Raw genomic sequence first — 24476 nt, forward strand, 5'->3', positions numbered from 1 at the left:
CTCCCGGGCGCGGAAGGCGGCACCCGCCGCCCGGCGCAGCGCGCCGGGAGAGCCGGCACGCGAGAGCCGTGCCGGCACGGCGAGCAGCGCCGACACGAGCAGTAACGTCACCTCGGATGCCGGGCAGCCGACGGCCAAGGGCGCCGGGCGCCCCGGCCGGATGCGCAGGCTCGCGGCGCTGGCGCGGCGCGAAGCCCGCCGCACCGGGCTGGCGGCCCTCAGCGGTGTCGTCCTCGCATTCGCCTTCCCGCCGTACGGGATCTGGCCGCTCTCGCTCGTGGCCGTCGCCGCGCTCAGTCTGCTCACCCGTGGGCGCACGGGCCGCCAGGGCGCCTGGCTCGGACTCGCGTTCGGCTGGCCCTTCTTCGTCGTCCTGCTCAAGTGGCTGCACGTCGTCGGCTGGGACGCCACCATCGGACTCGCCTTCCTGCAGGGGCTGTTCGTGCTCGGGCTCGGCGCCGGTCTGGCCGTCACCTCGCGGCTGCCGGCCTGGCCGCTGTGGGGCGCCTGCCTGTGGGTGACCGAGGAATTCCTGCGCGACCGGCTGCCGTTCGGGGGCTTCTCGTGGGGGCGCCTCGCCTTCGCCAACACCAGCTCCCCCTTCACGCCGCTGGCCGCGCTGGGCGGCGCCCCGCTGGTGACCTTCGCCGTGGCGCTGTCGGGTACCCTGCTGGCCGCCGCGGCGCTGACCGGGTGGCGGCTGCGCTCGCGTTCGGCACGCACCACCCGCGCCTGGGCCACCGGGCTCGGCGCGCTCGGGCTCGCCGGCGCGATCACCGTCGCCGGGTTCGCGGTGCCCGTGCCGACCAAGGCGGCCGACACGGTCCGCATCGCCGTCGTGCAGGGCAACGTCCAGCAGCCGGGCATGCACTTCCTCGGCCGCCCCATGCAGATCCTCAACAACCACGTCGAGGCCACCCTCGACCTGGCCGAGCGGATCAAGCAGGGCAAGGAGCCCAAGCCCGATCTGGTGATCTGGCCGGAGAACTCCTCCGATCTCGACCCCTACAAGTGGCCGGAGGCGGGTGACCGCATCGACGAGGCCGTCAAGGCCGTCGGCGTTCCCGTCCTGGTCGGCGCGCTCGTCGACCACCCCACCAAGGAGGGCTACGTCGAGAACCAGGGCATCGTCTGGGACCCGAAGAAGGGCCCCGGCGCGTCCTACACCAAGCAGCACCCGGTTCCGTTCGGCGAGTACGTCCCCTTCCGCGACCAGCTCAGCAAGGTGATCACCCGCCTCCAGCAGGTCCCCCGCGACTTCTACCCCGGCGACCACACCGGCGTCCTGCAGACCGGTCCCGCGCGTCTGGGCGATGTGATCTGCTTCGAGGTCGCCTACGACGAGATCCCCCGGGACACCGTCAAGGACGGAGCCCGCGCGCTCGTCGTCCAGACCAACAACGCCACCTACGGGCGGACGGGCCAGCCCGAGCAGCAGCTGGCCATGTCCCAGCTGCGCGCCGTCGAGCACGGCCGCGCCGTGGTGACCGCGGCGACGAGCGGCATCAGCGCCATCGTCTCGCCCGACGGCACGGTCCAGCAGCGTACGGAGGAGTTCACCCAGGACGTCCTCACCGGGGACCTCCCACTGCGGGACGAGATCACCCTCGCCGACCATGTCGGTGCCGTTCCTGAATGGGTGATCGCTATCGTGGGCGTGCTCGCCTGCGCCGGAGCCCTGCTCCTGGGCCGCAGGACGCGCGGCGGCCGTACGCAAGCCCGTACGGCAACCGAGACGCCGGACGCCGCCGGCCACCAGGACGGCACCGACGAGCAGGACCGACAGGCTCAACCGGAGGGGCAGCACCAGTGACGGACGGCGGACAGCGGCGGTACGGCCCGCTCGGGACGGCCCTGGTCATCATCCCGACCTACGACGAGGCCGACAACATCCAGCCTGTCGTCTCCCGGGTACGCGAGGCGGTACCCGAGGCGCACATCCTCATCGCCGACGACAACAGCCCCGACGGCACCGGCAAGATCGCCGACGAGCTCGCCGCCGAGGACGACCACGTCCACGTCATGCACCGCAAGGGCAAGGAGGGCCTGGGCGCCGCCTATCTGGCGGGCTTCCGCTGGGGCATCGACAACGGCTACGGCGTGCTGATCGAGATGGACGCCGACGGCTCCCATCCGCCCGAGGAACTGCCCCGGCTGCTGACCGCGCTGGGCGGCGCCGACCTGGTGATCGGTTCCCGCTGGGTGCCCGGCGGCCGGATCGTCAACTGGCCCAAGTCCCGCGAGTTCCTCTCGCGCGGCGCCAGCACCTACTCCCGGCTGCTCCTGGACGTCGACGTACGCGATGTGACCGCGGGCTTCCGCGCCTTCCGCAAGGAGACCCTGGAGGGCATCGGGATGGACTCCATCGCCTCCCAGGGCTACTGCTTCCAGGTGGATCTCACCCGCCGCACCGTGCACGCCGGCTACCACGTGGTGGAGGTCCCGATCACCTTCGTCGAGCGGGAGCGCGGCGACTCCAAGATGAGCCGGGACATCATGGCCGAGGCGCTGTGGCGGATCGCCGCCTGGGGTGTCGAGGGCCGGGTCAAAAAGGTCCTCGGCCGGGGTGAGGGCCGCACCGACGAGCGCTCCGACGGCCGCTCCCACAACCGGGAAGGCGACCGGGAGCGCGACCGGCCAGGCGGCTGATCCCGGGCCTACGTGACACCAGGCACACTGGAGGAATGACGACGCGCGCACCTTTCCCGTACGAGCCCGACGGACAGGGCCCGGACGGTGCAGACGGCGGACCGGGGCAGGGAGCCGGGGCCCGCTCCGGCGGGAAGCCTCCGCCCCGGCCGCCTCGGTCCAAGGGCCGCACGCTGCTGCCGCTGGCCGTCGCGCTGTGGGCCGTACTGGAGATCTGGCTGCTGACCCTGCTCGGTCAGGCGGCGGGCGGGCTGACGGTCTTCCTCGTGCTGGCCGGCGGCTTCGTGCTCGGTGCCGCCGTGATCAAGCGGGCCGGCCGCCGCGCCTGGCGCAACCTCGCCGAGACCGTCCAGCGCGCCCAGGAGCAGGCGCGCGGGGGCGGCGAGCCGGCCGACCGGCCCGCCGCCGAGAGCGGCGGCAACGGGACGGCGATGCTCGGCGGACTGCTGCTGATGATCCCCGGACTCGTCTCGGACGCCGCCGGGCTGCTGTGCCTCTTCCCGCCGACGGCCAAGCTGCTGCGCGGCACCGTGCAGCGCTCCGTCGACCGGCGCAGCGGGTTCCCGCCCGGCACCCTCGGCGACGCCTACCAGCAGGCGCGTACGGCCGAGCAGCAGGTGCGGATGCACCGCCCGGACGGCAAGGTCGTCCAGGGCGAGGTCGTGCGCGACGACGACCAGCCGGGCGACGCGGACGGACAGCAGGGGCGCTGACCCGCTGCCGCGGGTCCCGGGTCGCCGGTCGAGCGAAGTCGAACGAAGTCGAGCGAAGTCGAGCGAAGTCGGGCGAAAACGAAACGGGAGGGCCCGGGGCCACACGAGAACGTGTGATCCCGGGCCCTCCCGCCGTGTCGTGTCGGTGTGGCTGTCCCTGGTCAGGCGGACTTGCGCTTGTTTCCGCTGTTGTCGTCGCGGGGGTGCACCGCCAGGTTCATGGTGCCGGAGCGCAGTACGGCGAGCCGCTCGGCGAGGACTTCCTCGAGCTCCTCGCGGGTACGCCGCTCCATCAGCATGTCCCAGTGCGTGCGCGCGGGCTTGCCCTTCTTCTCCTCCGGACCCTCGCCGTCCACCAGGAGTGCCTGTGCGCCGCACACCTTGCACTCCCACTCGGTTGGAATCTCGGCCTCTACCGAGAACGGCATCTCGAATCGATGTCCGTTCTGGCATGCGTACTCCACGGCCTGGCGCGGGGCCAGGTCGATGCCGCGGTCGGTCTCGTAGCTGGTCACCACGAGTCGCGTGCCGCGAAGAGCTCGCTCACTCATGAATTCGTGCCTCCCGGGCTGGTCGCCCACAGGACAGGTGTCGCTGTCGTCGTCATCCGGTCAACGTCCGGCCGCCGGTGAAGATTCCCGCAAGGGGAGATCGCCCACCCGTCACGCACCTCCAACCGTGACGGAAGGCTGCGCGCCGCTGCTTCTTCGTGCCGCCGCTTCGTTGATCTGCGGTACCCCCCGGTGACCGGTTTGTCACAACTGACAGGAGATGTCACCCACTGTTCGCATCTCTTCGGCGTGCAGTAACGGTCCATCCGGTGGGCCAAAGGCGTACACTACCGGCCCAGCACCCGCAGGTCTAAATCCGGCCCGGTGCGACGTTGCCCACGGCCGCTGCCGCACGTCGTACGGGTACCCGCAGCAGCAGCGCGAAACCGAGTGCGAAGAAGACCACCAGCGACAGGATCGCATTCCGGTAGTCGCCCGTGAGTTGGTACACCAGTCCGAACAGCAGCGGCCCCAGCCAGCTGGTCCCGCGGTCGCTGATCTCGTACAGCGCGAAGTACTCCGCCTCCTTGCCGGCCGGCACCAGGTGCGAGAACAGCGAGCGGGACAGCGCCTGGCTGCCGCCCAGCACCAGGCCGATGCCCACCGCCAGCGCATAGAACCAGACGGGATTCTCGCGCGGCAGGAAGTACCCGGCGCCCACCGTCGCCGTCCAGGCCACCAGCGACCCCAGTATGGTGCGTTTGGCCCCGTAGCGGGCCGCGAGTCCGCCCAGCAGCAGGGCGCCCGCCACGGCGAGGACCTGTACCAGCAGAATCGCGCCGATCAGTGTCGTCTGGTCCAGTCCCAGGCCCTCGGAGCCGTAGACCGACGCCTGGGTGATCACCGTCTGGATGCCGTCGTTGTAGAGCAGATAGGCCACCAGGAACAGCAGCGTGAGCGGATAGCGGCGCAACTGGCGCAACGTCCCCGCCAACTGGCGGAACCCCTGTCCGAACGTCGCCCGCCCGGCCCCGCCCGGGGCGCCCGCGACGGCCGGGCGCTCCCGCAGCCGCAGCAGGGGGACGATGGTGAAGACGGCCCACCACACCCCCGCGGAGGACAGGCAGATGCGTACGGCTGTCGACTCCGCGACTCCCAGCGACTCGTGCCCCAGGAACAGCCCCAGATTGGCCACCAGCACCAGTGCGCCCGAGCCGTATCCGAAGGCCCAGCCGCGCGAGGAGACCGCGTCACGCTCCTCGGGCGGGGCGATCTGGGGCAGGAAGGCGTGGTAGAGCACGATGGAGACGGCGAAACTGACGTTCGCCACCACCAGCAGCACACCGCCCAGCAGATAGCGGTCGCCGTCCAGGAAGTACATCCCGGTCGTCGCCCCGGCTCCCAGATAGGCGGCGGCGCCCAGCAGTGGCTTCTTCCGGCCCGTGCGGTCGGCGAACGCCGCGGCCAGCGGCATCACCAGCACCGACAGCAGCACGGAGGCCGACACCGCGTACGGGAAGAACGAGCCGGCCCGCACCGGTATCCCCAGCGGGTGCACATAGCCGTCCGCGTCGGCGGCGGCCTTGGTGACCTCGGTCAGATAGGGGCCGAGGAAGACGGTGAGCACACTCGTGGAGAAGACGGAGTTCGCCCAGTCGTAGAAGTACCAGCCGCGCTGCTCGCGGCGGCGCTCCCGCAGCGTCGTCAACTGCTGCGGTTCCGCGCCTCCTTCCGGCGCCCGCGGCGCATCCGGTGCGACCGTTCCCATCCCCGTTCCTCCCCGTCGACCCGTTGTGCGGGCTGCTGCCGGCGGCCTCGACCACCCTCGAACGCCGACGATCTTCGCAACCGGCCCGGGGAGACTACAGCCCGGCTCCCGCCGCCCGGAAAGTCACGCGCGGCCACCGGCGGCGGCCTGGCATCCTGGCGGCGCCCCGACCACCGCGAACCGAGGAGTCCGCACGCCGTGCCCGCCGAAACCGGCCAACCGACCGCCGCAGCACCGGACTTGACCGAGCACCACATCGGCGTCGCCGGGCGCCGGATCGCCTATCTCGACAGCGGCGGCACCGGGCCGGTGCTGCTCGCCCTGCACGGTCACTTCGGGCGCGGCCGGATCTTCGTCCCGCTGGCCCGCGCCCTGGCGGGCCGCTACCGCGTCATCGCGTACGACCAGCGCTCGCACGGCCGCTCCGACCGGGCCGAGGAGTTCTCTCCCGAGGCGTACGCCGACGACGCGGCGGCCCTGCTGGAGGCGCTGGGCATCCCGTCCGCCGCCGTACTGGGCCATTCCATGGGCGGCGCCGTCGCCTTCGTCCTGGCGGCACGCGCCCCCGAGCGGGTTCGCGCGCTGCTCGTCGCCGATATGACGGTGCTCAACCAGGAGCCGGAGGCACACCCGGTGCTCGACTGCTCGCGTTGGCCGCGCCGCGCCCCCAGCAGGCAGGGACTCGGCGCCGCGATCGAGGCCCAGGGCGTCCCGGACGCGGGCTACTTCCTGCAGAGCGCGGTGCCGTTCGAGGACGGCTGGGGCCTGCTGTTCGACACCGACGACATGATGGCCTCGCAGCGCGCCTTCGCGGGCGACCTGAGCGGGTACTGGCGTGCCTCCGACCAGCCCGCGCTGCTGCTGCGCGCGGAGGACAGCTTCATGCTCTCCGCGCGGGTTGCGGAGCGGATGGTGGAGGAGCGTCCGCACACCGAGCTCGTCACCTTCCCCGGCTGCGGCCACTGGCTGTACGAGGACGACCCGGACGGCTTCGCCAGGGCGGTCGGCGGCTTCCTGGACCGCACGCCCGGCTGACGGCCCCCTCCGGCTGCCGGGCGATGGCTCACTCGTGGCGCCAGAGGCCGCGCCGGGCGAAGAGGTCGCGCAGCATCTCCAGTTGGTCGGTCATGATGCCGTCCACGCCCAGGTCCAGCAGGGCCGCGGCACGTTCCGGGTCGTTCACCGTCCACACGTGTACCCGCAGGCCCCGCTCGTGCGCGGCGCGTACGAAGGCGCGGTCCACCACCCGGAGCCGTCCGTGCCGTTCGGGCACCTGTGCGCAGCCCGCTCCCGCGCGCAGCCTCCAGGGGAGCTTGAGGGAGCGCATCCGCAGTGCGAGTACGCCGCTGGTGCCCAGCGAGGTCAGCAGCCGGGGCCCGGCCAGCGCACGCGCTCTGGCCACTCGCGCCTCGTTGAACGAGCCCACGCACACCCGGTCCCAGGCCGCCTCGCCGTCCAGCAGTTCCAGCAGGGGGACGAGCGCTCTTTCGGACTTCACGTCGATGTTCCAGCGCACGCGGGGGAAGGCACGCAGCAGTTCGGCGAAGAGCGGTATCGGTTCGCGTCCCGCCACCCGGGCCCGGCTCACCTCGGCCCAGCCGAGCTCGGCGAGGGGGCCGCTGCCGTCGGTGGTGCGCTCCAGGGTGGTGTCGTGGAAGGCCACCAGCGCGCCGTCCGCAGTGGTGTGCACATCGGTTTCCAGGTAGCGGTAGCCGAGCTCCACGGCGCGGGAGAAGGCCGCATGGGTGTTCTCCAGTCCGGAGGCGGCGCCGCCCCGGTGCGCGAAGGCCAGTGGTCCCGCGGCGTCGAGGAACGGATGGACGGGGGAATGGACGGGGGAGGGGAAGCGGGCGCCGTCGGCGGGTACGTTCGTCACCGCCGCAGTATCGCCGCAGCCCTCAGCCGCGCAGTACGGTGCCTTCCGGTTCGCCGCCGCGGGCCACCACCCGCGATCCCTCGCCCGTCCGGGCGCTGTCCGGCAGGGCGAAGACGCGGAGGAAGAACTGGGCGAGGGGGCCGATGGCCAGCGCGTACAGCACCGTGCCCACCCCGGCCGAGCCGCCCAGCAGGATCCCGGTGAGCAGGACCACCACCTCGATCCCCGTCCGCACCAGCCGGATCGAGCGGCCCGTGATCTTGTGCAGCCCGGTCATCAGCCCGTCACGAGGCCCCGGTCCGAAGCGGGCCGAGATGTACAGCCCCGTCGCCGCGCCGTTCAGCACCACGCCCGACAGCAGCAGCGGCACGCGGTAGGTCAGCGCGTCCACGTGGGGGAGCAGCCACAGCGTCGCGTCCATCGACAGGCCGACCAGGAAGACATTGGAGACGGTGCCCAGACCGGGACGCTCGCGCATCGGCCACCACAGCAGCAGCACCGCCGCGCCCGCGATGATCGTGACCGTGCCGATCGACAGTCCGCTGCGCTCCGAGATGCCCTGGTGGAAGACGTCCCAGGGGTCCAGCCCCAGGCCCGCGCGCACCATGAGTGCCGCACTCGCGCCGTACAGCAGCAGCCCCACGTACAGCTGGGTGATCCGACGGAACAGCCGCCTGCCGGAACCCTTGTCGGAACCTTTGCCGGATCCCTCGTCAGAACCCCTGGAAATGGACAAAGACCTACCCCTTCTCGTGCCAGTGGACTGTCTCGTGGCACCCTGTGGCATGGAAGCAGGCCATTTCAACGGCCAATCCAGGAGAGGTGGACCGAATAATGGCGCACTGGAACTCCGCCGTGGGGGCCGCACAGCTCGCGCGGCTCCTCGGCTCGCAGCACAGCGTGCGGCGGGAGAACCCGGGGGCGGCAGCACGGGAGAACTCGTCCCCGGCGGGCACTGCGGATGCGCCGGGCACGGCCGAAGCGCCGGCCGCCACCGGGGTGCTCGGTGCGGGCACCGCCCAGGCCACCCGGAGAGTGCCCGCCTACCGCTCTTTGGCCGAAGGGCTGCGCCTCCTCGTGCTGGAGGGCCGGATTCCGGTGGCGACCCGGTTGCCCGCCGAGCGGGAGCTGGCCGCGGCGCTGTCGGTGAGCCGCACGACGGTGGCCGCCGCCTTCGAGGCGCTGCGCGCCGACGGGTTCCTGGAGTCCCGCCGCGGCTCCGGAAGCTGGACGACCGTGCCGGCGGGCAAGCCGCTGCCCACCCGCGGCCTCCACCCCCTCCCGCCGGAGAACGAGGGCACCGTCATCGATCTGGGCTGTGCCGCGCTGCCCGCCCAGCAGCTGATGGGTGAGGTCTTCCAGAGCGCACTGGCGGCCCTCCCGCCCTACGCCCACACCCACGGCGACTACCCGGCGGGCCTGCCCGTGCTCCGCGAGGCGCTGGCCGACCGCTACACCGCGCTCGGCGTGCCCACGATGCCGCAGCAGATCATGGTCACCACCGGAGCGCTGGGCGGTGTCGGCGCCCTCACGCGGATGCTGGTCCCGCGCGGGGAACGCATCGCCGTCGAACACCCCTCCTACGCGAATGTGCTGCAGCTGCTGCGCGAGACGGGTGGCCGCCTGGTCCCCGTCCCCATGGCGGGCAACCTCGCCGGCTGGGACCTGCCCGCCTGGCACCGCACCCTGCGGGAGGCCGCGCCGCGCCTCGCGTACGTCGTCGCGGACTTCCACAACCCCACCGGCGCGCTCGCCGGTGTCGAACAGCGCCGCGAGCTGGTCGCGGCGGCGCGCGCCGCGGGCACCATGCTGATCGCCGACGAGACCATGGCGGATTTGCCGCTGGGCCCGCCCGGCGCCACGGGGACGCCGAGCACCGGCTCCCCGGGGCTGGAGATGCCGCCGCCCATGGCTTCCTTCGATCCTGGCGGCTCGGCCGTGATCACGGTCGGCTCGGTCAGCAAGTCCATCTGGGCCGGCATGCGGATCGGCTGGATCCGGGCCGCCCCCGAGATCATCCGGAGCCTCACGGCGGCCCGCGCCCACGGCGATCTGGGCAGCCCCGTGCTCGAACAGCTCGCCGTCGCCGAACTGCTCAACGGAGCGGGCTGGGAGCAGGCCGTCACCGAGCGCCGGGTCCGGGCGAGGGAGAACCGCGAAGCACTCACGGCCGCGCTCCGCGACCAGCTGCCCGACTGGGAGTTCACCGTGCCGCACGGTGGCCTCACCCTGTGGGTCCGCACCGGGGGCCTGTCCGGGTCCCGGATCGCGGAGGCGGGCGAGCGACTCGGCGTGCGCGTGCCGTCGGGGCCGCGCTTCGGCGTGGACGGCGCCTTCGAAGGGTTCGTACGGCTCCCGTTCACCATTGCCGAGCCGCTCGCCCGGGAGGCGGCGTCCCGCCTGGCGGCCGCCGCCGATCTGGTGCGGTCGGGCGCGCCGACCCCCTCCGACGTGCCCCGCTCCTACGTGGCCTGACCTGCTGCCGTACGGGGTGTGACCGGCGCTGCCTACGTGGCCCGACCGGCGGGCGGTGCGGGAAGCCGCACGTCCGCCGGCTGCCCGCTCCCGCTCCGGTCCTGGGCGGGGCCGGGGCCGCGTACCGGCTCGGGCAGCAGCTCCCGGACCGCGTTGCGCTCGGCCTCGCCCGCCGTCTCGTCCTGCGGATCCGGGGTGGCGGGGACCTGGAGCCGCAGCACGGGGCCGTGACCGAGCCGGGCGAAGCCCCGGCCGGGCGGCACGCCGGGGGGCGGGCCGGTCTGCGGCGCCTCGCCCAGTACGCCGCCCACCTGCTCGGGAGAGACCGCTCCCAGCACCACCCGCGCCCTGGTGAAGGTGAGTACCGCCTCCCCCAACTCCTCCGCGCCCTCGAACTGTTCGGCCACCGCGACGGTCACTCCCGCGGCGCGGCCGTGCCGCAGGGGCATCCGCAGCAGCTCCTGCGGATCGGTCCGGCCCTCCGTCCGTGCGAGATGGGTGAGCGCAGCGGGGCGGTCCACCAGCACCCACAGAGGTCGGCGTACGTCCTCCGGGACGTTCTCGCCGCGCTGCCGCGCCCGGCCGGCGCTCAGCAGCCTGCGCTCCGTCTCCCGCGCCGCCCACTCCAGCGCGGTCAGTACGCCCGGCAGCGTGGTCTCCACGCCGAGCACCCCGTGCCGCGCCGCGAAGCTCGCGAACTCGCCGCCCCCGTCGCCGTCCACGATCAGCACCTCGCCGCGGCCGAGTGCCTGCAGGGCGAGCGAGCGCAACAGTGAGCTGGTGCCCGAGCCCGGTGTGCCGACCGCCAGCAGGTGCTGCTCCGTGGAGCGGGGGCCGGTGCGCCACATCACCGGCGGTACGTCACGGGGGGCCGGCTCGCCGAGGAAGTGGACCGGCACCGTCCTGTGGATCTCGCAGCCGTCGGTGAAGCCGAGCACCGTCTCGCCGGGCGCGGTCACGAAAGGCTGGGCGTGGATGCGGGTGGGCAACGGCTCCAAAGCCGTCATCTCCAGCAGGTTGCACTCCTCGTCCCAGCAGTAGCGGTACTCGCGGCCACGGCCTGTCTTGGCCGCCAGCAGATGCTCGACCCGCAGTCGCGCGGCGAGCTCGCCGTCGCGGAAGGAGGGCGGGTAGCGCAGCAGCAGTCCGCTGATCCGGCCGTCCCGGAAGACGAACTCCTCGAACGCGCGCTCCCATCCGCCGTCGTACGCGTACAGCGGCTCGGGGTGCGGGTCGCCCTCCAGTGCGAAGTACGGCACCAGCGCCTCGTACAGCGCCTGCAGCCGTGCGCGCTCCACAGCGGTGGGGGCCGCACGGGAGCCGTCCGGCCCGGCCGCGCTCGGCCGCCCGTACCAGGCGGTGGTGCCCAGCAGCCCGAGCCCCATCAGCATCGGCCCGTACGGCAGCAGCCACAGCAGCACCCCGCACGCGGCCACCGCGAACAGCGTGGGACCGCGCCGTTCCCGGGGCGTCCGGGTCCACCAGGCCAGTCCCCACCCCGCGAGACGGTGCGCTCCTCGGCCGAGGACGAGCAGCGGGTGCAGGACGTCGAGCGCCGAGTCGGCCCCGGCCCGCACGGCCTTCCGCGCGTTCCACCGCGACCGCATCGCCCACCGCCCCACGCCCGACTCCTCCCGGCCCGCTCGCTAGAACTTGAGCCCGCCGAGCAGGCTCGCCAGGCTCTCGCCTCCCGCCTTGATGCTGGGTGCCATGGCGGTGCCCGCCAGGTAGAAGCCGAAGAGGGCGCACACGAGTGCGTGGGAGACCTTGAGGTTGTCCTTGCGGAAGAAGAGGAAGACGATCAAGCCAAGCAGCACGACGCCCGAGATCGAGAGAATCACCAGTCACTCCTGATGTAGGGGACGGTCACCATGAGTTTCACCAGCTTCACAGATCGGACGGATCATACGAAACGGGCAACTGGGTGATTCATCGGCTAACGCCCCTGAACGGGTCGTGTCGCTGTCGCGCTCCTGGTGGAAGCCCCACCCCGTGGCGCTCACCCACCTCGTGGCACCCCCTGGCAGAGGAAAGGCCTCCCCCATGCCCGACACAGACCCCACGACCGTTGCCGCGGACGCGGTGCTGGCCGGACTGTCCGACATCCGCGACAGCCTCGAATCCCTCTACAAGGACCTCCACCAGCACCCCGAACTCGGCTTCCAGGAACGGCGGACGGCAGGCCATGTCGCCCAGGCGCTGAACGAGTGGGGCTACGAGGTCACCGAGGGGATCGGCGGGACCGGGGTCGTCGGAGTGCTGCACAACGGCGACGGCCCCACCGTGCTGGTGCGCGCCGACATGGACGCGCTGCCCGTACGCGAACAGACCGAACTGCCCTACGCCTCGACCGCGACCGGCACCGACGCGGACGGCGTCGAGCACCCCGTCATGCACGCCTGCGGCCACGACGTCCACGTCACCTGTCTGCTGGGCGCGGCCCGGTTGATGGCGACCGAGACCGACGCCTGGCGGGGCACCCTCGTGGCGCTCTTCCAGCCGAACGAGGAGAACGGCTCCGGCGCCCGCGCCATGGTCGACGACGGGCTGGCCCGGCGCATCCCCCGGCCCGATGTGGCGCTCGGTCAGCATGTGCTGCCCGCGCCCGCGGGGACGTTGCTGACCCGGGCGGGTGTCATGATGGCGGCCTCCGACAGTCTGCGGGTCACCTTCCACGGGCGCGGTGGACACGGTTCCATGCCCGAACGGGTCATCGACCCGGTGGTGCTGGCCGCGATGGCCGTCGTCCGGCTGCAGACCGTCGTCGCCCGGGAGACCGCCGCGACCACACCGGCCGTGGTGACCGTCGGGGCGATCCACGCGGGCAGCGGACCGAACATCATCCCCGACAGCGCCGAGATCCAGCTCAACATCCGCAGCTTCGACGAGGAGACCCGCTCCCGCGTCCTGGCCGCGGTGCGCCGGATCGTCGTCGGGGAGTGTGCTGCCTCCGGCGTCGAGCACGAACCGGAGTTCGAGACGCTCAGCGAGTTCTCCGTGACCGAGAACGACACCGAGGCCACCGAACGGGTCGCGGAGGCCTTCGCGGCCTACTTCGGCCAGGACCGGGCGCGCACCACGGAGCCGGTACCGGCCAGCGAGGACTTCGGCGAACTTCCCGCCGGACTCGGCTGCCCCAGCACCTACTGGGGCCTGGGCGGCACCGATCCGGACAGCTACCGGAAGGCCGAGCGTGCCGGGACGGTCAACCAGGACATCCCCGGCAACCACAGCCCCCGCTTCGCCCCGGTGATCCAGCCCACCCTCGACACGGGCGTCCGCGCCCTGGTCACCGCATCCCTCGCCTGGCTTGCCCCGCGCCCGAGGGGGGTGGAGGGCTGAGGTCCTCCACCGTCCGGGAGCGCGGCGGGCATTCCCTTGTGGTGGAACACGTTCTACTGTGTGCGCCGCCATCGGCACACCGTCGTGGAGCGGAGGGGACCGTGTACCTCGAATACACCACCGAACAGCAGGAGCTTCGCGCGCGGTTGCGGGAGTACTTCGCCCGGCTCGTACCCGAGGACGCGCACACCCGGTACGCGGAGCCGTCCGCCCAGAAGCGGTTCTACCGCGAGACCGTGCGGCAGCTCGGCCGGGACGGGTGGCTGGGTGTGGGGTGGCCGCGCGAGTACGGCGGTCGCGGGATGAGCGCCGTCGAGCAGTTCATCTTCTTCGACGAGGCGGCACAGGCCGGTGTGCCACTGCCGCTGATGGCGCTCAACACCGTCGGACCCACCCTCATGCGCTTCGGTACCGACGAGCAGAAGGCGTACTTCCTGCCCCGCATCCTCTCCGGCGAACTGGACTTCGCCATCGGCTACAGCGAGCCCGACGCGGGCACCGACCTGGCCTCCCTCACCACCCGCGCGGTGCGCGAGGGCGACACCGGGACCGGGCACTACCTCGTCAACGGGCAGAAGATCTGGACCACCAACGGGGACACCGCCGACTGGGTCTGGCTCGCGGTGCGCACCGATCCCGACGCCAAGCCGCACAAGGGCATCACCCTGCTGCTCGTACCGACCAGCGACCCCGGCTACTCGTGCACCCTCATCACCACGCTCGCCTCGCACGACACGACAGCCAGCTACTACGAGAACGTACGGGTGCCCGCGAGCCGCCGGGTCGGCGAGGAGAACGGCGGCTGGCGGCTGATCACCAACCAGCTCAACCACGAACGGGTCACCCTCGCGGCGCACGGCACCATGGCCGTACGCGCCCTGGAGAACACCCGGCGCTGGGCGCGGCAGACCAAGCTCGCCGACGGGCGCCGCGTCATCGACCTGGGCTGGGTGCGCACCCGGCTGGCCCGCGCCCACGCCCGGCTGGACGCGATGAAGCTGCTCAACTGGCAGATGGTCGACGCCCTCGACAAGGGCACGCTCACCCCGTACGACGCCTCGGCCGTCAAGGTGTACGGCAGCGAGGCGCGCCGCGACGCCTACGCCTGGCTGCTGGAGGTCGTCGGCGCGGCAGGCCCCCTCCAGGAGGGCTCGGCGGGTGCGGTGCTGGGCGGCGAACTGGAGCGCGGCTACCGCAGCGCCGTCATCTTCACCTTCGGTGGCGGCAACAACGAGATCCAGCGCGAGATCATCTCCTGGATCGGGCTGGGCATGCCGCGCGTACGACGCTGACGCGCGGGGCGTACGACCGCGACACACGGGCTCAACTTCCGCCCCATGCACGCCATGGAACACGGCCGTACACGTCAGTACCACATCGAACCAGTCAAACGCGTACACCTCACCATCGGTTGGCATACACACGCAGGAACGAGGCAGCCATACTGGGCAGACAGGGGAGGGACGAGAGCGGCAACGACGGGGGCGAAAGCAGGGATGGCGCACAGCACCCTGATCCATGGCCGGTACCGGCTGCTCGATCTTGTGGGACGCGGCGGTATGGGCGAAGTGTGGCGGGCACGCGACGAGTCGCTGGGCAGGCGGGTGGCCGTCAAATGCCTGAAACCACTGGCCCGGCGGGACGACGAGGCGTTCTTGCGCGTCCTGCGCGAACGCTTCCGGCGCGAGGCACGCGTCGCCGCCGCCCTGCAGCACCGGGGGGTGACGGTGGTGCACGACTTCGGGGACGACGCGGGCCGGCTCTATCTCGTCATGGAGTTGCTGGAGGGACGCAATCTCAGCCAACTGCTGGAGGACAACAAGCGGCAGCCGCTTCCGGTGGCCGAGGTCGTGGACGTCGCCGAACAGGTCGCCGCAGCCCTGGCCTACACCCACGACCAGGGCGTCGTCCATCGCGATCTGAAGCCGGCCAACGTCATGCGGACCGAGGACGGCGCCGTCAAGATCTGCGACTTCGGCATCGCCCGCCTCGCCCACGACATCGGCTTCACCGCCAAGCTCTCGGGCACCGGCATCGCCATGGGCACCCCGCACTACATGTCGCCCGAACAGATCGCGGCCTCCGCCGTCGACCACCGCAGCGATCTGTACTCGTTCGGCTGCGTCCTCTACGAGATCGCCACGGGGGTGCCGCCGTTCGAGGGCGGCGACCCCTGGTCGGTGCTGGTCGGCCACCGCGACACCCCGCCCGTCCCACCACGGGCCCACCGCCCCGAGCTGCCGCCGCCGCTGGAGACCGCCGTCCTGCGGCTGCTGGCCAAAGCGCCGGACGAACGCCCGGCCGACGCCGCCGCGCTGGCGGACGAACTCGCCGCTGCGCGGGCTCACCTCCGCGGTGCGGGACCGGGCGCTGCGGTGACGCCCCCCGTGGCGCCGCTGTGGATGCCGCCGTGGACACGCGGCATGGACGGGGGGCTGCCGGCGGGCGGCACCCTCGCGCCGCGTCCCCCGGCCGCACCGCCGGCCGCGGAGCTGAGCCGGCTGAGCGGGCGGTGGACCGAGGAGGTGGATCCCTTCCCCTCCCCGCCCGAGGGTGCCGACGTCACCCATGAGGCCGTGCCGCACGCCGCGCCGCGGATACCGCAACAGGCCTCGCGCGCACGGCCGCCGCGGGAGCGGCTCGCCGTGCTGGCGGGCAGGCACAACGCCGGGCTGCGGCTGGGGCGGCTCGGCCGCTGGGAGGAGGCGTACGAGGTCCACCGGGCGGTCGCCGCCGAGCGTGAGCGGCTGCTCGGCCCCTACCACCCCGACACCCTCGCCGGCCGCTACGAGACCGGCTCGGCGCTCGCCCGGCTCGGCCGCCACGCGGCGGCGCTGGAGGAGTACGCGCGCACCGCCGCCGGCCGCGCAGCGGTGCTGGGACCCGACCATCCCGACACGCTCGCGGTCCGGCACGAGCTCGGCCACGCGCTGGGGCGGCTCGGCCGCTGGGCGGAGGCGCTGGAGGTGCACCGGCAGGTGACCGCCGTACGCGAACGCGTGCTGGGCCCCGACGATCCGGCGACGGCGGCCAGCCGGAACGACGAGGCGCACTGCCTGGAGCGGCTGGGCCGCCCGGGGGAGGCGGCCGAGGTCTACCGGGAACTGGCGCGCAGACGCTGAACCCCGGTCGGGAGCGGTCGGGAGCGCGGCCGGGGGTGGCGGGCGGCAGATATCTGACGCAGCATCAGAAAATGTCTTCCCTCGGCGGCGCCGCTGCGGCATCCTGCCGCCCATGCAGACGGAGCTGAGCAGACAGCTGGGAGCAGAGCACGCCATCTTCGGCTTCACGCCCTTCCCCGCCGTCGCGGCGGCCCTCACCCGCGCGGGCGGCTTCGGCGTGCTCGGCGCCGTGCGCTACGGCGCCGCCGACGACCTCAAACGCGACCTCGACTGGCTGGAGGCGCACACCGACGGGTTGCCCTACGGCCTCGATGTGGTGATGCCGGCCCGGAAGGTCGAGGGGGTCACCGAGGACGAGATCGAGGCGATGATCCCCGAGGAGCACCGGCAGTACGTGCGCGACATCCTGGCCGCACACGACGTGCCCGAACTCCCGGAGGGCGAACGGAGCGGCTGGCGCATCACCGGCTGGATGGAGAGCGTGGCCCGCAGCCAGCTGGACGTGGCCTTCGACTATCCCGTCAAACTCCTGGCCAACGCGCTGGGCTCGCCCCCGCCCGACGTCGTCGAACGGGCGCACCGCGGCGGCATACCGGTGGCGGCGCTGGCCGGGAGCCCCCGGCATGCGGAGCGGCACAAGGAAGCCGGCATCGACATCGTGGTGGCCCAGGGGTACGAGGCGGGCGGCCACACCGGGGAGATCGCCTCCATGGTCCTCACCCCCGAGGTGGTGCGTGCCGTCGACCCGCTGCCGGTGCTGTGCGCGGGCGGCATCGGCAGCGGCGAACAGCTCGCCGCCGCACTGGCGTTGGGCGCCCAGGGAGCCTGGCTCGGCTCGGTGTGGCTGACGACCACCGAGGCCGACCTGGGCTCGCGCGCCCTGACCCGCAAGCTGCTGGCCGCCGGGCCGGGGGACACGGTGCGGTCGCGGGCGCTCACCGGGAAACCCGCGCGGTTGCTGCGGACCGCGTGGACGGACGCCTGGGAGACGGGGGAGGACAGGCCGGGCCCCCTGCCGATGCCCCTGCAGGGCCTGCTGGTGGCCGAGGCCAACTCGCGGATCCAGCGGTGGGAGGTGGAGCCGCTGCTCGGCACCCCCGTGGGGCAGATCGTCGGCTCCATGGACAGCGAGCGGTCCGTGCAGGCCGTCGTCGACGATCTCACCCGCGGATTCGACCGCGCGCTCGCCCGGCTCAACGCCATCGCGGACCGGCACTGAGGGGCTTGGTTCGAACCCCGTCCGAAAGGAGAACCAAGGTGGACGCACCCAACGGGTTCTGGGCCCAGGCCCAGCGCGATCCGGGGCGCACCGTGCTCGTCGCGCCGGACGGCACCACATGGTCCGCGGCCCGTCTCCACGCGGAGTGCAACAAGATCACGCACGCCCTCGCAGCGGCGGGCCTGTCGCAGGGCGACGCGTTCGCGACCGTCCTGCCCAACGGCCCGGAGTTCATCGCCGCCTACCTGGCCGCCGCCCAGTCCGGCCTCTACATGGTCCCGGTCAACCACCATCTGGTGGGTACGGAGATCGCCTGGATCCTCTCCGACTCGGGTGCGAAGCTCCTGCTGGCGCACGCCCGCTTCGGGGAGACCGTGCGGGCGGCCGCCGACGAGGCGAAGATGCCCCGTTCCCACCGCTACGCCATCGGGCGGATCGACGGCTTCCGGCCGTACGCCGGCCTGCTGCGCGGCCGATCGGGGCAGGCCCCGGCAGACCGGGACCGCACCAACGGCTGGGTCATGAACTACACATCGGGCACCACGGGCCGCCCGCGCGGCATCAGGCGGCCACTGACGGGCAAGCGGCCGGAGGAGACGCATCTCGGCGGCTTTCTGGGCATCTTCGGCATCAAGCCGTTCGACGACAACGTCCATCTGGTGTGCTCCCCGCTGTACCACACGGCCGTACTCCAGTTCGCGGCAGCGGCGCTGCACATCGGGCACCGGCTGGTGGTGATGGACAAGTGGGAGCCCGAGGAGATGCTGCGGCTGATCGACCGTCACCGCTGTACGCACACGCACATGGTGCCGACGCAGTTCCACCGGCTGCTCGCGCTGCCGGACGAGACGCGCGCGGCGTACGACGTCTCTTCGATGCGGCACGCCATCCACGGGGCCGCGCCCTGCCCCGACCATGTGAAGCGGGCCATGATCGAGTGGTGGGGCGGCTGTGTGGAGGAGTACTACGCCGCGAGCGAGGGCGGCGGAGCGTTCGCGACCGCGGAGGACTGGCTGAAGAAGCCCGGCACGGTCGGCAAGGCCTGGCCGATCAGCGAGCTCGCGGTCTTCGACGAGGAGGGCAACCGGCTGGGGCCGGGGGAGCTGGGCACCGTCTACATGAAGATGAGCACCGGTGGATTCTCGTACCACAAGGACGAGGGGAAGACGCGCAGCAACCGGATCGGGGACTTCTTCACCGTCGGCGACCTCGGCTATCTGGACGAGGACGGCTATCTCTTCCTCCGTGACCGCAAGATCGACATGATCATCTCCGGTGGAGTGAACATCTATCCCGCCGAGATAGAGGCCGCGCTGCTCACCCACCCCGCCGTGGCGGACGCGGCCGCCTTCGGGGTGCCGCACGACGACTGGGGCGAGGAGGTCAAGGCCGTCGTCGAGCCGGCGCCGGGCCACCGGCCCGGACCGCAGCTCGCGGCGGCGATCCTGGACCACTGCGCGGGACGACTCGCCGGATACAAATGCCCCAAAACGGTGGACTTCACCGACGCGATGCCCCGTGACCCCAACGGCAAGCTCTACAAGCGCAGACTGCGAGAACCGTACTGGAGGGAACGCGAACGGCCACTGTGACGGGCGTGGCTCCGCGGGACCGGACGGGTACGTCTGGGAGCCATGCCTGAGAGAAGCCTCGTGGTCACTTTTCACCCCTTCCTGGCGCGGCCATGATGATCACGCGGCGTCGTGGGTGCTGCCCATGGCGACGCCGTCATACGCACCAACGTCAGGAGGACCCATGGCCGGGCTCTGGAGCGGCGAGGGCGTACTGCGCCGCAAACCCATCGAGCACATCGAGGACACCGAGGGCGGGGCCGGACCGCAGCTGTCCCGCACCCTCGGCCTGCGGCATCTGACCGCGATCGGCGTCGGCGGCATCATCGGAGCGGGCGTCTTCAGCCTCGCGGGCACGGTCGCCAACGGCAAGGCGGGCCCCGCCGTGCTGATCTCCTTCCTCGTCGCCGGACTGGCCAGCGCGTGCGCCGCGCTCTCCTACGCCGAGTTCGCCGGGCTGATCCCGAAGGCGGGCTCCGCCTACACCTACGGCTATGCCGTGCTGGGCGAGCTCGGCGGCTGGTTCATCGGCTGGGACCTGCTGCTGGAGTACACGGCCATCGTCGCGGTGGTGGCCATCGGTATCTCCGGCTACTTCTCCTTCCTGCTGGGGGAGACCGGTCTCGAACTGCCCACCTGGATGCTCGGCGCACCCGGGACCGGCGACGGGCACCGCGTCGACCTGTTCGCCGCGGTGCTGTGCCTGCTGATCGCCTACCTGCTCACCCTGGGCATCAAGAACGCGGCTCGCTTCGAGCTGATCGTGGTCGCCCTCAAGGTGGCGGTCGTCCTGCTGGTGATCGTGGTCGGTGTCTTCCACGTCAAGACCGGCAATTACCACCCGTTCTTCCCCTTCGGCATCACCGGCGCGTTCACCGGGGCCGCGACCGTCTTCTTCGCGGTCTTCGGCTACGACGCGATGAGTACGGCGGCCGAGGAGTCCAAGGACGCCCAGAGGCACATGCCCAAGGCGATCATCTACTCACTGGCCATCTCCATGGTGCTGTACGTGGCCGTCTGCCTGGTGCTGACCGGTATGCAGAATTACAAGGACATCGACCCCGAGAGCGGCTTCTCCACCGCGTTCAAGTCGGTCGGGCTCAGCGGTATCGCCGATGTCATCGCCGTCGGCGCCATCATCGGCATCCTCACCGTGATGTTCACCTTCATGCTCGGCGTCACCCGCGTCTGGTTCTCCATGAGCCGCGACGGGCTGCTGCCCAAGTGGTTCGCAAAGACCGACCCGGTGCGCCATGTGCCGGTGCGCGTCACCTGGATCGTGGGGTGCGTCTCCGCCGTCATCGCGGGATTCCTGCCCATCGAGGAGGCTGCCGAGCTGACGAACATCGGCATCCTGCTGGCCTTCGTCGTGGTCTGCGTCGCGGTCATCGTCCTGCGCTACCGCCGGCCCGACCTGCCGCGCACCTTCAAGGTCCCCGGAATGCCCGTCACCCCGGCGCTCGGGGTGGTGTTCTCGATCTGGCTGACCACCTACCTCACCTGGCAGACCTGGCTGCGCTTCGCCATCTGGCTGGCCGTCGGACTGATCGTCTATTTCGGCTACTCCTACCGCAGGTCCGAGCTGGCCAAGCGCCCTGCCGACACCCTGCCGCCCTCCTCGGGCAAGCGGGACGAGTAGCGGGGTACGGTCCCCCGTATGAGCGAAAACGGAACGCAGACGGTTCGCACGGGCGGGATCCGGCTCAGCTATCGCTCCTGGGGAGCCGAGGTGGGCGTTCCCGTCGTCCTGCTCCACTGCCTCGGTGAGGACGGCGAGGACTGGCGCGGTCCGCTCATCTCGGGCCTGGCCGGCCGGCATCCCGTCCATGCGCTCGATCTGCGCGGACACGGTGAGAGCGACTGGCCCGGCAGCTACGCCCTGGACGACTTCGTCGGCGACCTGCGGGGATTCCTGGACGAGCTCGGCATCGACAAGGCGATCCTCGTCGGCCACTCCTTCGGCTCCGTCGTCGCCTATCTGTTCGCCCAGGAGCATCCCGAGCGGGTGGAGCGACTCGTGCTGGAGGAGACCGGAGCCATGCGCCCCCTCCGGCCGCCGCACGAGGTGCCGGATCCGCCACCGGGCCCCCCCGCCTTCGACTGGGAGGTGAAGATCCAGTGGACCCGGCAGCGCAATGACCCCGATCCGCGGTGGTGGGACCGGCTCCGGGCCATCACCGCTCCCACCCTGCTGGTGGGCGGCGGCGACGGCAGCCACCTCCCGCAGCGGGACCTGCAGCTGATGGCCGAGCGGATGCCCGACGCGCGCGTCCTGACCATCGACGGCGGCGGCCATCTCGTCCACGAGGCACGCCCGATGGAGTTCACCAAGGCGGTACTGGACTTCTTGGCGGAGGACTGAGCCCTCCCTTCGGCAGCGGTGCCCAGCCACCACACAGCGGCCGGCGGCGCCGGACCGGGCCCGGTCCTCGGCCGGTTCGGCGCCGGTTCGGCGTGTCTCCCCAGCCTGGGGCCGGGAGGTCCCCGTCACCGCGGTCGCGGTGTCTGTCCCTCGCGGGAGGAGGGGGGTGGGGGCGCCCCCTCGATCAGGGTCCGGCGGGCCCAGCGATAGTCGGCCTTGCCGCTTGGCGAGCGGTGGATGTGCTCCGTGAGCACAATGGTGCGCGGCACCTTGTACCCGGCGAGTCGGGTACGGGCGTGTTGCCGTATCCCTTCGGCCGTCAGCCGCGCGGCGGCGTCGGCACGCAACTGGACGACGGCGGCCACGCGGTGCCCCCACTTCTCGTCGGGAACGCCCGCGACGAGCGCGTCGTAGATGCCCGGGTGGCACTTGAGGGCTTCCTCGACCTCTTCGGGGTAGACCTTCTCGCCGCCGGTGTTGATGCACTGGGAGCCCCGTCCCAGCACGGTGACGACCCCGTCGTCGTCGACGGTCGCCAGATCGCCCAGCAGCACCCATCGCGCGCCCTCGGCCTCGAAGAACGTCTCCGCGCTCTTGGCCGGATCGTTGTAGTAGCCGAGCGGCACATGGCCGCGCAGCGCGATACGGCCCACCTCGCCAGGTGGTACCGGCTGCCGGGTGGCGGGGTCGACCACGGCCGTGTCGTCGTTGACGGTGATCCGGAAGCCCTTGGCCGGGCCGGAGTCCGCCGTCGCCGTGCCGTTGAATCCGGACTCGGAGGAGCCGAAGTTGTTGAGGAGGGTGGTGTGCGGCACCAGCGCCGCGAACTGCTCCCGCACCGCCTCCGAGAGGATCGCCCCGGAGCTGGAGACCACGAGCAGGGACGAGCAGTCGGTGCCGTGCAGCGGCCCGGCCAGCGCGTCCACCAGCGGCCGCAGCATCGCGTCGCCCACCAGCGAGATCGCCGTGACCTTCTCGCGTTCGACGGTGCGCAGCACCTCCTCGGGGACGAACTTGCGGTGCAGCACCACTTTCTGGCCGTAGTTCAGTCCGATGAAGAGGGTCAGTGTGGACGTGCCGTGCATCAGCGGGGGCGTGGGGAAGAACACCAGCCCCTCGCCGCCGGCCGCGACCCGTTCGGCCAGTTCCTCGGGCCGGGAGACCGGCGGGCCGGTGGGCGCGCCGCCGCCGAGTCCGGAGAAGAACAGGTCCTCGGCCCGCCACATCACCCCCTTGGGCATTCCGGTGGTGCCGCCGGTGTAGATGAGGAACAGATCGTCGGGCGAGCGGGGGCCGAAGTCCCGCTCCGGTGATCCCGCCGCCTCGGCGTCCGTGAACTCCGCGAAGGCGACGGGCGCGACAGCGCGGGCGGGGTCCGGTGCGTACGGCCCGTCCTGCGGCGCGGCGCCCACCCGCACCAGCTGCCGCAGCTGGGGGACCTGCGGTACCGCCGCCACGACCCGGGCGGTGAACTCGCCGTCGAAGACGACCGCGGCCAGGTCGGCGTCCCGGTACAGATGGACCAGCTCCTCCTGGACGTACCGGTAGTTGACGTTGACGGGGACGGCGCGGATCTTCAGGCAGGCCAGCAGCGTCTGCACGTACTCGACGCCGTTGTACAGGTGCAGCCCGACGTGCTCTCCGGGCCGGATGCCGCTCTCGGCGAAGTGGTGCGCGAGCCGGTTGGCCGCGCGGTCCAGCTCGGCGTACGTCAGCCTGCGTTCGGCGCCGGTTCCGGGGTGGTCCAGGTGGACCAGCGCTTCGCGGTCGGGGACGGTGTCGACGATCGACTCGAACAGGTCGGCAAGGTTGTACTCCACGGCGCGCTCCTCCATACCCCGGCCCGGCGTACGTGCTCGTCTCGCGTGCGCCCCCGTGCGTGTTCGCGTGCTCGCGTACTGGTGTCGTCCGGCGTCATCAGAGCACCGGTGCGCGGAGACGGGAAGAGCTTCCGCACAAGAAATATGACGCCGCGTCAGAAAACCCTTGAAGTTGGCGCGCCGTTACTGCAACCTGTTCCAGATCCTGAGGCGGCCTGCGACGGGAGGAACCGCTATGGGCGGCACCGAGCATCTGACCGTGGAGCGCGAGGGCGCCACCCTCGTGCTCACCCTCAACCGTCCCGAAGCCAAGAACGCCCTCTCCCTTTCCCTGCTGGTGGGCCTGTACGACGGCTGGCTGGAGGCCGACGCGGACGAGGCCATCCGCTCAGTCGTCCTCACCGGCGCGGGCGGCACCTTCTGCGCGGGTATGGACCTCAAGGCACTCGCCGGGGACGGCATGGCCGGTGAGCACCACCGCGAGCGGCTGCGCGAGGACCCCGACCTGCACTGGAAGGCGATGCTGCGCCACCACAGGCCGCGCAAACCCGTCATCGCGGCCGTCGAGGGCCACTGCGTCGCCGGCGGTACGGAGATGCTCCAGGGCACCGACATCCGCGTCGCCGGCGAGAGCGCCGTCTTCGGCCTCTACGAGGTCCGCCGCGGACTGTTCCCCATCGGCGGCTCGACGGTACGGCTCCCACGCCAGATCCCCCGTACGCACGCGCTGGAGATGCTGCTCACCGGGCGCCCGTACAGCGCGCAGGAGGCGGCGCGCATCGGGCTCGTCGGACGCGTCGTACCCGACGGCACGGCGCTGGACGCGGCGCTGGAGACGGCCGAACGCATCAACGCCTGCGGCCCGTTGGCCGTCGAAGCGGTGAAGGCCTCCGTCCATGAGACGGCGGCCATGAGCGAGCAGGAGGGGCTGGCAGCCGAGTTGGAGCGCGGCTGGCCCGTCTTCGACACCGCCGACGCGAAGGAAGGCGCCCGGGCCTTCACGGAGAAGCGCCGGCCGCGATTCCGCCGGGAGTAGGTGCGCAACCGATCAGCCACGGACGGAGAGGT

Annotated in this window: 20 protein-coding genes; 13 read left to right on the plus strand and 7 right to left on the minus strand. The window is 71.9% G+C overall.

All coding sequences use genetic code 11. The annotated features are described in order from the left end of the window. Positions 1 to 160: 160 nt before the first annotated feature. From lnt to fxsA, 3 genes are read left to right on the plus strand one after another with little or no spacing between them, the layout of a single operon-like run. Positions 161 to 1813 (plus strand): apolipoprotein N-acyltransferase, encoded by a 1653-nt coding sequence (gene lnt, locus KBY19_RS16085; RefSeq protein ID WP_099886311.1) that lies wholly within the window; start codon positions 161 to 163, stop codon positions 1811 to 1813. Next, positions 1810 to 2649: a polyprenol monophosphomannose synthase gene (locus KBY19_RS16090; RefSeq protein ID WP_210965997.1), complete on the plus strand. Its 840-nt coding sequence runs from the start codon at positions 1810 to 1812 to the stop codon at positions 2647 to 2649. Before lnt ends, KBY19_RS16090 begins: the two co-directional genes overlap by 4 nt. Before the next feature lie 35 nt (positions 2650 to 2684). Continuing rightward, positions 2685 to 3362: an FxsA family membrane protein gene (fxsA, locus tag KBY19_RS16095; protein WP_099878466.1), complete on the plus strand. Its 678-nt coding sequence runs from the start codon at positions 2685 to 2687 to the stop codon at positions 3360 to 3362. A 161-nt stretch (positions 3363 to 3523) separates the two neighbouring features. Here the strand turns inward: fxsA and KBY19_RS16100 are convergent, their stop codons facing one another. Further along, entirely contained in the window at positions 3524 to 3913 is a 390-nt protein-coding gene (locus KBY19_RS16100; protein WP_099878464.1) for an RNA polymerase-binding protein RbpA, read from the minus strand. Positions 3914 to 4223: 310 nt separating this feature from the next. Beyond that, complete coding sequence (locus KBY19_RS16105) at positions 4224 to 5621, minus strand: MFS transporter (protein WP_247691030.1); 1398 nt, start codon at positions 5619 to 5621, stop codon at positions 4224 to 4226. Between the two features lie 198 nt (positions 5622 to 5819). On the opposite strand from KBY19_RS16105, the gene KBY19_RS16110 reads away from it, so the two are divergent. After that, positions 5820 to 6656 (plus strand): alpha/beta fold hydrolase, encoded by an 837-nt coding sequence (locus tag KBY19_RS16110; protein ID WP_210956294.1) that lies wholly within the window; start codon positions 5820 to 5822, stop codon positions 6654 to 6656. Between the two features lie 28 nt (positions 6657 to 6684). On the opposite strand, the gene KBY19_RS16115 is transcribed toward KBY19_RS16110, so the two are convergent. Next, positions 6685 to 7497: a glycerophosphodiester phosphodiesterase gene (locus KBY19_RS16115; protein ID WP_099878461.1), complete on the minus strand. Its 813-nt coding sequence runs from the start codon at positions 7495 to 7497 to the stop codon at positions 6685 to 6687. Between the two features lie 22 nt (positions 7498 to 7519). Then, positions 7520 to 8284, minus strand: a complete 765-nt coding sequence (locus KBY19_RS16120) for a YitT family protein (protein ID WP_247691031.1) — start codon at positions 8282 to 8284, stop codon at positions 7520 to 7522. Positions 8285 to 8331: 47 nt separating this feature from the next. On the opposite strand from KBY19_RS16120, the gene KBY19_RS16125 reads away from it, so the two are divergent. Then, positions 8332 to 9972, plus strand: a complete 1641-nt coding sequence (locus KBY19_RS16125) for a PLP-dependent aminotransferase family protein (protein ID WP_210965998.1) — start codon at positions 8332 to 8334, stop codon at positions 9970 to 9972. Between the two features lie 32 nt (positions 9973 to 10004). Here the strand turns inward: KBY19_RS16125 and KBY19_RS16130 are convergent, their stop codons facing one another. Beyond that, a complete protein-coding gene (locus tag KBY19_RS16130; protein ID WP_247691033.1) occupies positions 10005 to 11579 on the minus strand; it encodes a hypothetical protein in 1575 nt (524 codons plus the stop codon). Positions 11580 to 11618: 39 nt separating this feature from the next. After that, a complete protein-coding gene (locus KBY19_RS16135; RefSeq protein ID WP_099878458.1) occupies positions 11619 to 11813 on the minus strand; it encodes a hypothetical protein in 195 nt (64 codons plus the stop codon). Positions 11814 to 12015: 202 nt separating this feature from the next. On the opposite strand from KBY19_RS16135, the gene KBY19_RS16140 reads away from it, so the two are divergent. The 7 genes from KBY19_RS16140 to KBY19_RS16170 all read left to right on the plus strand — a co-directional run bounded on the left by KBY19_RS16140 (position 12016) and on the right by KBY19_RS16170 (position 21588). Next, positions 12016 to 13314 carry an amidohydrolase gene (locus KBY19_RS16140; RefSeq protein ID WP_210956291.1) on the plus strand — a complete coding sequence of 433 codons (1299 nt, stop codon included), beginning with the start codon at positions 12016 to 12018 and terminating at the stop codon, positions 13312 to 13314. Positions 13315 to 13415: 101 nt separating this feature from the next. Next, positions 13416 to 14606 carry an acyl-CoA dehydrogenase family protein gene (locus KBY19_RS16145; protein WP_099878455.1) on the plus strand — a complete coding sequence of 397 codons (1191 nt, stop codon included), beginning with the start codon at positions 13416 to 13418 and terminating at the stop codon, positions 14604 to 14606. 204 nt (positions 14607 to 14810) lie between these two features. Continuing rightward, positions 14811 to 16436, plus strand: coding sequence for a serine/threonine-protein kinase (locus tag KBY19_RS16150; protein WP_099878453.1), 1626 nt, complete (start codon positions 14811 to 14813; stop codon positions 16434 to 16436). A gap of 112 nt (positions 16437 to 16548) precedes the next feature. Then, positions 16549 to 17655 (plus strand): nitronate monooxygenase family protein, encoded by a 1107-nt coding sequence (locus KBY19_RS16155; RefSeq protein WP_099878451.1) that lies wholly within the window; start codon positions 16549 to 16551, stop codon positions 17653 to 17655. Positions 17656 to 17693: 38 nt separating this feature from the next. Beyond that, entirely contained in the window at positions 17694 to 19247 is a 1554-nt protein-coding gene (locus tag KBY19_RS16160; protein WP_099878449.1) for an acyl-CoA synthetase, read from the plus strand. Positions 19248 to 19410: 163 nt separating this feature from the next. Further along, positions 19411 to 20865, plus strand: a complete 1455-nt coding sequence (locus KBY19_RS16165) for an amino acid permease (RefSeq protein WP_099878447.1) — start codon at positions 19411 to 19413, stop codon at positions 20863 to 20865. 18 nt (positions 20866 to 20883) lie between these two features. After that, complete coding sequence (locus tag KBY19_RS16170; RefSeq protein ID WP_210965999.1) at positions 20884 to 21588, plus strand: alpha/beta fold hydrolase; 705 nt, start codon at positions 20884 to 20886, stop codon at positions 21586 to 21588. Between the two features lie 125 nt (positions 21589 to 21713). On the opposite strand, the gene KBY19_RS16175 is transcribed toward KBY19_RS16170, so the two are convergent. Further along, complete coding sequence (locus KBY19_RS16175) at positions 21714 to 23408, minus strand: acyl-CoA synthetase (protein WP_210956287.1); 1695 nt, start codon at positions 23406 to 23408, stop codon at positions 21714 to 21716. Between the two features lie 235 nt (positions 23409 to 23643). On the opposite strand from KBY19_RS16175, the gene KBY19_RS16180 reads away from it, so the two are divergent. Further along, a complete protein-coding gene (locus tag KBY19_RS16180) occupies positions 23644 to 24444 on the plus strand; it encodes a crotonase/enoyl-CoA hydratase family protein (RefSeq protein WP_185016255.1) in 801 nt (266 codons plus the stop codon). Positions 24445 to 24476: the final 32 nt, after the last annotated feature.

This window comes from Streptomyces sp. B15 (assembly GCF_018070605.1).
In the GTDB taxonomy this organism is placed as follows: domain Bacteria; phylum Actinomycetota; class Actinomycetes; order Streptomycetales; family Streptomycetaceae; genus Streptomyces; species Streptomyces smyrnaeus.

What these genes read in the sequence shown, in the direction of transcription:
- lnt (WP_099886311.1), top strand. Translation starts at nt 161, where the DNA reads ATGCGCAGGCTCGCGGCGCTGGCGCGGCGCGAAGCCCGCCGCACCGGG.
- fxsA (WP_099878466.1), top strand. Translation starts at nt 2,685, where the DNA reads ATGACGACGCGCGCACCTTTCCCGTACGAGCCCGACGGACAGGGCCCG.
- KBY19_RS16100 (WP_099878464.1), bottom strand. Translation starts at nt 3,913, where the DNA reads ATGAGTGAGCGAGCTCTTCGCGGCACGCGACTCGTGGTGACCAGCTAC.
- KBY19_RS16105 (WP_247691030.1), bottom strand. Translation starts at nt 5,621, where the DNA reads ATGGGAACGGTCGCACCGGATGCGCCGCGGGCGCCGGAAGGAGGCGCG.
- KBY19_RS16120 (WP_247691031.1), bottom strand. Translation starts at nt 8,284, where the DNA reads ATGCCACAGGGTGCCACGAGACAGTCCACTGGCACGAGAAGGGGTAGG.
- KBY19_RS16125 (WP_210965998.1), top strand. Translation starts at nt 8,332, where the DNA reads ATGGCGCACTGGAACTCCGCCGTGGGGGCCGCACAGCTCGCGCGGCTC.
- KBY19_RS16130 (WP_247691033.1), bottom strand. Translation starts at nt 11,579, where the DNA reads ATGCGGTCGCGGTGGAACGCGCGGAAGGCCGTGCGGGCCGGGGCCGAC.
- KBY19_RS16140 (WP_210956291.1), top strand. Translation starts at nt 12,016, where the DNA reads ATGCCCGACACAGACCCCACGACCGTTGCCGCGGACGCGGTGCTGGCC.
- KBY19_RS16150 (WP_099878453.1), top strand. Translation starts at nt 14,811, where the DNA reads ATGGCGCACAGCACCCTGATCCATGGCCGGTACCGGCTGCTCGATCTT.
- KBY19_RS16155 (WP_099878451.1), top strand. Translation starts at nt 16,549, where the DNA reads ATGCAGACGGAGCTGAGCAGACAGCTGGGAGCAGAGCACGCCATCTTC.
- KBY19_RS16165 (WP_099878447.1), top strand. Translation starts at nt 19,411, where the DNA reads ATGGCCGGGCTCTGGAGCGGCGAGGGCGTACTGCGCCGCAAACCCATC.
- KBY19_RS16170 (WP_210965999.1), top strand. Translation starts at nt 20,884, where the DNA reads ATGAGCGAAAACGGAACGCAGACGGTTCGCACGGGCGGGATCCGGCTC.
- KBY19_RS16180 (WP_185016255.1), top strand. Translation starts at nt 23,644, where the DNA reads ATGGGCGGCACCGAGCATCTGACCGTGGAGCGCGAGGGCGCCACCCTC.